At 40.9% G+C, this 7,409-nt stretch carries 6 protein-coding genes; 5 read left to right on the top strand and 1 reads right to left on the bottom strand.

Translation table 11 applies throughout. The features are described 5' to 3' along the window. Positions 1-5: 5 nt before the first annotated feature. The 3 genes from CA598_RS04700 to rbsB are packed head-to-tail and all read left to right on the top strand — an operon-like array spanning position 6 to position 3,388. Positions 6-1,487 carry a sugar ABC transporter ATP-binding protein gene (locus CA598_RS04700; protein WP_094875616.1) on the top strand — a complete coding sequence of 494 codons (1,482 nt, stop codon included), beginning with the start codon at positions 6-8 and terminating at the stop codon, positions 1,485-1,487. A 2-nt stretch (positions 1,488-1,489) separates the two neighbouring features. Then, on the top strand, positions 1,490-2,458 hold the full coding sequence (locus CA598_RS04705; protein WP_042189841.1) for an ABC transporter permease subunit: 969 nt from the start codon (positions 1,490-1,492) through the stop codon (positions 2,456-2,458). A gap of 12 nt (positions 2,459-2,470) precedes the next feature. After that, entirely contained in the window at positions 2,471-3,388 is a 918-nt protein-coding gene (gene rbsB, locus CA598_RS04710; protein WP_094873412.1) for a ribose ABC transporter substrate-binding protein RbsB, read from the top strand. 68 nt (positions 3,389-3,456) lie between these two features. On the opposite strand, the gene CA598_RS04715 is transcribed toward rbsB, so the two are convergent. Then, the gene (locus CA598_RS04715; RefSeq protein ID WP_094873411.1) at positions 3,457-5,325 is read right to left on the bottom strand and encodes an LTA synthase family protein; all 1,869 of its coding nucleotides are present in this window, start codon (positions 5,323-5,325) and stop codon (positions 3,457-3,459) included. A 203-nt stretch (positions 5,326-5,528) separates the two neighbouring features. Between CA598_RS04715 and CA598_RS04720 the strand changes: the two genes are divergently transcribed. Then, a complete protein-coding gene (locus CA598_RS04720) occupies positions 5,529-6,077 on the top strand; it encodes a sigma-70 family RNA polymerase sigma factor (RefSeq protein WP_094873409.1) in 549 nt (182 codons plus the stop codon). Next, a complete protein-coding gene (locus tag CA598_RS04725; protein ID WP_094875618.1) occupies positions 6,070-7,368 on the top strand; it encodes a DUF4179 domain-containing protein in 1,299 nt (432 codons plus the stop codon). The genes CA598_RS04720 and CA598_RS04725 overlap by 8 nt, the downstream gene beginning before the upstream one ends. Positions 7,369-7,409 lie beyond the last annotated feature (41 nt).

Below are 7,409 nucleotides of genomic sequence, written 5' to 3' on the forward strand. Positions count from 1 at the left end.
AGTGTATGCACATTACGATGAAAGATATTCATAAGTCTTTTGGCGCTAACCGTGTATTGACCGGTGTGGATTTTGAACTTAAGGATGGTGAAGTTCATGCCCTGATGGGTGAGAATGGCGCAGGTAAGTCTACGCTGATGAATATTCTGATCGGTCTGCACCAACGTGACCAAGGCACCATTCGTATAGATGATCAGGAGAAATACTTTACGAATCCCAAAGAAGCAGAACAATATGGAATCGCATTTATCCATCAGGAGCTGAATGTATGGCCAGACATGACGGTGCTGGATAATCTGTTCATTGGCAAGGAACGAACATCCAAATTCGGCCTGTTAAATAGGAAAGAGATGAAAGCGTTAGCAAATGAACAGTTTGCTAAGCTCTCTGTGACCATTCCTATGAACCAAGAGGCAGGGGAATGTTCAGTAGGTGAGAAACAGATGATTGAGATCGCTAAAGCGCTTATGACTCATGCGAAAGTTATTGTTATGGACGAGCCTACCGCTGCATTAACCGAGAGAGAAATACAGAAACTATTTGAAGTCATTGCTTCGCTAAAGAAAGAAGGCGTCTCTATCGTCTATATTTCGCATCGGATGGAAGAGATTTTTACGATATGTGATCGAATCACCGTTATGCGGGACGGGAAAACCGTGGACACGAAGCCCATTCCTGAAACTAATTTTGACGATGTAGTTCGGAAAATGGTAGGTCGTGAATTAACGGACCGGTTCCCTGAGCGTACTTCTAAACCCGGAGAAGTGGTTCTTGAAGTTAAGAATGCTTCAAAGAAAGGGCAATTTAAAAATGCTAATTTCTCTGTACGAGCTGGTGAAATTATAGGATTCTCTGGATTAATGGGATCTGGACGTACAGAGATGATGAGAACCTTATTCGGATTAGAATCATTAGACCAAGGTGAGATTTGGGTGAAGGGACAGAAGATTACCATTCGGAATCCTAATGACGCTATGCAAGCTGGAATCGGCTTTGTAACAGAAGACCGAAAAGATGAGGGGTTAATCCTGGATTTCTCTATTCGAGATAATATGGTACTTACGAATTTATATGACTTCGCCCCTAAAGGTGTAATCAATGCTAAGAAGGAACAAGAATTCGTGGACATGCTTATTAAACGGCTGCACATTAAGACACAATCATCATCGACTTTGGTCCGGAATTTATCTGGGGGTAATCAACAAAAAGTAGTGATCGCCAAATGGATTGGTATTGGCCTCAGTGTTCTTATCCTTGATGAGCCTACACGCGGCGTCGATGTTGGGGCTAAGAGGGAAATCTATCAACTTATGAACGAATTAACGGAACGTGGCGTCGCCATTATTATGGTATCCTCAGAACTTCCTGAAGTACTAGGGATGAGTGACCGCATCGTAGTTGTTCATGAAGGGGAAATCAGTGGAGAACTTTCACAACAAGAAGCTACGCAAGAAAAAATCATGACGTTAGCTACAGGGGGGCAATAGTAATGACTACTATCAAAGATGAGAGTGTGAAAAAAGGTTTCCAAATCGGGCAAATCACGCAGAAATTAGGGCCATTACTAGGGCTAATCATTCTAATTATTATCGTAACCGTGCTGAACCCAAGCTTTATGGAACCCCTTAATATCCTGAATTTGCTTAGACAAGTCGCAATTAATGCGCTAATCGCTTTTGGGATGACCTTTGTTATTCTAACGGGTGGTATCGATTTATCAGTAGGGTCTATTCTAGCTTTATCCAGTGCCTTCACTGCCAACTTGATGTTGTCAGGCTGGGATCCAATCTTAGCTATTGTTGTGGGTTGTTTAGCGGGTGGACTGATGGGGATGGTCAACGGACTGATGATTACGAAAGGCAGAATGGCGCCTTTTATTGCTACACTCGCGACCATGACTATTTTCCGCGGATTAACGCTTGTATACACGGACGGTAATCCGATCACAGGTCTCGGGGACAGCATGACGTTCCAATTGTTTGGTCGTGGATATTTACTAGGAATACCTGTACCTGCTATCACGATGATTATCGTATTCGCTGTCTTGTGGATTGTACTGCATAAAACACCATTTGGCCGTAAAACGTATGCTATTGGGGGGAATGAGAAAGCTTCCATTATTTCAGGGATCAAAGTAGACCGCATCAAAATAATGATCTATTCCTTAACGGGTATGTTATCAGCATTGGCTGGCGCCATCTTGACCTCTAGATTGAACTCGGCACAACCAACTGCAGGTACATCCTATGAGTTGGATGCGATCGCGGCAGTAGTATTAGGGGGGACGAGCTTAACCGGTGGCCGTGGACGTATCGTAGGCACATTAATTGGTGCTCTTATTATCGGTATTCTGAACAATGGCTTGAACTTGCTCGGCGTATCATCATTTTACCAAATGGTAGTTAAAGGGATCGTTATTGCGATTGCTGTACTCATAGACCGTAAGAAAGCCGTATAAGGGGGATTCCACATGAAAAAGCTCACATTAATTTTTACTTCCTTACTCTTGATTCTTATGACGGGCTGTTCCTTAGAGCCTCCAGAGTGGGCTAAGCCTAACAGCGGCGGGGGTCCAGGGAATATGAAGATTGGATTATCCATATCTACCTTGAACAATCCGTTCTTTGTATCTGTTAAAGATGGAGTTTTGGCAGAAGCTAAAAAGCTTGGTATGGAGGTTCTCGTTATCGATGCGCAGAATGATTCGGCCAAGCAAAGTAATGACGTTGAAGATTTAATGCAAAAAGGTGTAAATGCGCTGTTAATCAATCCGGTAGACTCCTCAGCGATCTCGACGGTTGTTCAGACGGCTAACAGTCTAAATATTCCAGTGGTTACTTTAGACCGCTCTGCAGATAAGGGCGATATTAAAGCCCTTGTTGCCTCTGATAATGTAAAAGGTGGATCAATGGCAGCTGAATATATTATAGAGCAGCTTGGAAAAGGTGCAAAGGTTATTGAACTAGAAGGATCGCCGGGAGCATCAGCTACCCGTGAACGCGGGAAAGGGTTCCATGAAATTGCCGACACGCAGCTTGAGGTAATTGCGAAGCAAACTGCCGATTTTGACCGTACGAAAGGGTTGACCGTTATGGAGAACCTGCTCCAAGGGAATCCAGATGTACAAGCGGTTTTCGCTCATAATGATGAAATGGCTCTTGGTGCTATAGAAGCGATTCAGAGTTCAGGTAAGAATATTCCTGTCATCGGTTTTGATGGAAATGAAGATGCACTTAAATCCATTGAGGCGGGTAAACTCACAGGAACCGTTGCTCAGCAGCCTGCATTAATTGGACAGTTAGCGATTCAAGCAGCGAAAGACGTATTAGATGGCAAGACGGTTGAGAAACTGATTGCCGCACCTCTAAAACTGGTCGTAAAAGAATAAGTAAATGGCTATTTAAAAACACTGCATTCGCCGATTTGGTGAGTGCAGTGTTTTTGGTGTATATAAGCTTATTTTTCCTCAATTACTCTATCTGGTAACTGTGTTACATAGCTATCTGATAGATGGAGAAGCTCTAACGCACGATTGAACTCATCTTCGGTAGTTTGTTGCGCGTGGTCACCATCGCCAGATAAGGTATAATGCTGACCATCCTCGAAGCCACTGCCAGATAGGAAGAGCTCTTCATTATTTACGAAAGAACCTGTTGGTAAATAATAGCGTTGAGGAAGTAGGTTAAAAGTCGATTGATTCAATAAATCTTGTCCGAAATGAATATGATCCGCAAGAGAAACACCCAATAAATTAGATACGGTCGGTAAAATATCCACTTGTCCGCCTAGCTGTTCTTTAACACTTGGGGTTGTAATCCCCGTCGCTGATAAGATCAAAGGAATATTAATCAATTCGCGTTCCGTATATTCATGACCAAGGATTTCCTGCAATAAGACCTGATCATCCTCTTTTAGAGAGAAAATAGGAAGTCCGCGGTGATCTCCGTACAATGCAATCAAGCTGTTATCCCATACCCCATTTTGTTTGAGCTCATCGATAAAAAGACCAAGTGCATAGTCAGCATAGTTCTGAGCTCGAATATAGTTTCCGACTAACGTTCCTTCATATCGTTCTGGAAGGGTCATTTTGTATTTATCCTCTGGAATGGTGAATGGATTATGCGCTGACATCGAAATGACGTGAGAGTAGAAAGGTTGATCCTTCTGATCCATTCTTGCTAGCTCCGCGGCTGTTTTCTCATACAATACTTCATCGGATGCTCCGTAAAATACAGTGTCCTCTTCACTAAAGTAAGCCTTATCGTAGTAACGATTAAATCCTAATGCACTATAAAGCTCACCACGGTTCCAAAAGTCGACTTCATTCGTATGGAAGGTTGCCGTATCATAACCCTGCGCTTGAAGTAGCTTGGGTAAGCTTGGAAGCTCTTTAGGCGCATACATTTGAGTGGCTGGGCCATCAGGTGGAACATAGAAAGAAGTATTTACAATAAATTCGGCGTCAGAAGTGTTTCCTTGTCCAACCTGTTGGTAGAAACGTGGAAAATAGTAACTGCTAGCCGCAAGCTTGTTCATATTTGGTGTGACCTCTACTCCATCAATCTTAAGATTGATTAAGAAGTTCTGGAAAGACTCCATTTGAATAATGATGAGGTTCTTTCCTTTGGCCGCTCCAAATAAAACTGGATTAGAGGTAGCTTGAATTCCTTTAGTTTCATTTATCGCTGCTTGTGTAATCTCAGAGACATCAATTTGTTCTTCTTCTTCATTGGCTAGCAGAGAATAAGCTTCATAATTGAGAATGCCCATTTGCTCGGCTTTAACAGTTTCGTTCATACTGGCTCGGTTAGGAAAAATATTCATTGCGCAAATGACGATGGAAATACAGAACAAGATCGCAACCGCTTTCCGGTTACTTTTACGCGACATGGCTTTTTTCCAGTTAAGTGCCTTTTGTTTTCTAAACATGATCAAACCAATGACAATGATATCCACGAAAATAAGCATATATTGCGGACGAAGGACCGAGAAAATACTTTTCTTAACGGCTCCTACTTGTTTGACCTGATCTAATACTTGTGAAGTAGCAATGATGCCAAAATGATTATGATATACAATGAGTGAGAAAAATAGAGTAGTAATCAACACATTGACCAGCATGTAGATGGCCATTTTTCGTTTCGTTGCGAACCATTCAATCAAGCAAAAGACTAAAAGTATAAAAGGGATTTCTTTAAGCCATGTGGTCCAAGTAGGCCCATCTTCAAAGAGAAAATACCAAGCAAAATAACTTTTAACTAGCATAATGAGAGAGAAAAATAATAGAGATCTTTTACTGAGTGTACGTGGTTCTTTAAACGGCATCTCTTGTGCCCATCCTTTTCTTTTAGATTAGTTCATTCTATTACATTGAAGTGTTTAAAATCAACTAGATTGGGGTATAGACGAGGCTTATTTTCCTTAATATTACATTTGGGTGAATGAAACCATACATATTATAAAAAAAGCTTTTGAAAAATGAACTTTTTAAGGTATTCCAAACTCTTATAGGGGAGAGAGGTGAAGGTATGGATGTCGCTCGATGGGTGAAAAAAGCTAAGAAGGGAAATAAAGAAGCCTTGCTCCACTTAATTATGTCTGAAAAAGACGTTTATTATAGGCTTGCTTTCAGCTATATGAAGAATCCGCATGATGCCATGGATGCCATGGATGAAATGATCGTCACACTTTATGAAAAGATCGGTCAACTAAAGAAAGAGGAAGCATTTTATAGCTGGAGCAAGACGATCTTAGTGAATGGCTGTAAACGACTACTTCATAAGCGCGGCAAGCTGGTGCTGTTAGAGGATTGGAGTAAGGTTGACAATAGGGAAATAGGCCAAATAGTGAGTAGCAAGGATCCTTATCGCAGAAGTGAACAACAAATGGAGTTGGAGACCTTATTGTTACAAGTAAATGAGCATCAGAGAGAAGCGATTCAATTAAAATATTTTCATGATCTCGATTATCAAACAATAGCTGACATTACAAAGGTTTCGATAGGAACAGTTAAATCAAGAATTTACCATGGTTTACAAACGCTCAAAAATCAGTTCAGAGGTGATGTTGATGAATAATAATGTCGAAGAGCGATTAGCTGATGAGAAGACACGCATAGCGTCCATTACCGCACCTGAAGAATTAGAAATGAGATTAAGAAAGGCTTTGAATTCGGCTCCCGCAAAAAGAACGAAAAGAATAGCACCGATTTGGAAGGTTGCGGCGGTTGTTTTATTGGTGACAGTGATCTCTGGACAAAACTACAATGCTTTTGCTTATTATGGCAAGCAGCTTTTTGGCTTTGATGAATTGCTAAATGACACAACTTTACAACAGCTAAATGAAAAAGGGATGGGACAAAACGTCAACAAGAAGACTACGTTAGTAGATGGGACGGAACTTACCATTAACGGAATTATGGCGGACGCCAATCAATTCATTATGTATTACACGTTAACTAACCCCAATGGACTAGAGGATAGGTCTGTAGACGCTTTTAGACCCTCAAAAATAAGTGGTTTTTTAACTGATTCAAACGTAGTAAGTGGGACTTCATTGATTAATGGAGGGCATACGGAGATTAAAGGACAGATGTCATTTGACAGCGTAAATCCATTTTCAAAAAAACTAACGTTACACTTTTGGCAGCAGCTAAAAGAGAACGGCCAGATGAGCGAAGGGACAGTTACGTTCCCTTATAACCCCAATGAGGCCATGGAAACTCAGATTAAACAATCGATCAATAAAAAGATAAAAGTCGACAAAGGTACGATTACCTTTAAATCAATCACAGCTACACCAACGATGACTGTAATAAAAGGGAAGCTGGATGTCGATAATTTTGATCGAGTGCAGCTTGGATTACATGGGATACAATTAATTGTCGATGGAACACCTGTAGAGATCTTGGGTAGTGGTAATCAAACCTCATTAGGTGGAAGAACATTTGATATTCGCTTCGACACATTGCCTAAGGAGCTACATTCCATACAGCTAGTCGTTAAAGAGTTTCCTGGATATCAAAAGCTGGACGAAAAGTATTCCCTGACTTCTCTTAGTGATAAGCCATTTATGTTGGGTGATAAAGAATTATGGTTAAAGGATATCTCCAGAACTTCTCAAGGCATCGAAATAACAATCTCTTCTGATGATGATGTAATGCTGGATGGTGTGTCTATAGAAACGAGCAATGAGAGTACACCTTTAAAAACAACGATCAATCAAAAAGAGACAAAGCAAGTGGATGGCAAACTAATGAAAGAACGAACTTTATTATTTGATACACAAACAGTGCCTGAGTCACTACTAATAGAAGGAATGCACTATTTGAAGGCATACAATAAAGTGATTGAGATTCCTGTGAAGTGAATAAAAGTGCGATATCCATTTTTTATAACATATGGTAATCT

It is taken from the genome of Paenibacillus sp. VTT E-133291 (genome assembly GCF_002264395.1).
Taxonomy (GTDB): domain Bacteria; phylum Bacillota; class Bacilli; order Paenibacillales; family Paenibacillaceae; genus Paenibacillus_AQ; species Paenibacillus_AQ nitricinens.